This window comes from Neobacillus niacini (assembly GCF_023715415.1).
In the GTDB taxonomy this organism is placed as follows: Bacteria; Bacillota; Bacilli; order Bacillales; family Cytobacillaceae; genus Neobacillus; species Neobacillus niacini_C.
Genome location: NZ_JAMBOB010000075.1, coordinates 1 through 379, shown reverse-complemented (window position 1 = coordinate 379; position 379 = coordinate 1). Strand labels below are relative to the sequence as shown.

Annotated in this window: 2 tRNA genes; both read left to right on the top strand. The window is 41.7% G+C overall.

Annotation, left to right across the window (positions count from 1 at the left end):
- The first annotated feature begins 50 nt into the window (after nt 1–50).
- Nucleotides 51–127, top strand: a tRNA-Pro gene (locus M3189_RS26625).
- Between the two features lie 34 nt (nt 128–161).
- Nucleotides 162–235, top strand: a tRNA-Gly gene (locus tag M3189_RS26620).
- The last annotated feature ends 144 nt before the right edge of the window (nt 236–379 follow it).

The following is a 379-nucleotide window of genomic DNA, read 5'->3' as shown; positions in this document are numbered from 1 at the left end:
ACGGATCAGAAGGTTATGGGTTCGACTCCTTTCGGGCGCGCCATATTTTACGGGAAGTAGCTCAGCTTGGTAGAGCACTTGGTTTGGGACCAAGGGGTCGCAGGTTCGAATCCTGTCTTCCCGACCAGTCAATCTTAATAATCTTAATAATCTTAATATATGCGGGTGTAGTTTAGTGGTAAAACCTCAGCCTTCCAAGCTGATGTTGTGAGTTCGATTCTCATCACCCGCTCCAAACTTACTATTAATTGTTCTTTGAAAACTAAACAAACAAGAACGTCAACAAACAATTTTTTAGCTTTTTATAAAAGCTAAGCCAACGTAACAAATGAGCTATATCAACTTTCTTGGAGAGTTTGATCCTGGCTCAGGACGAACG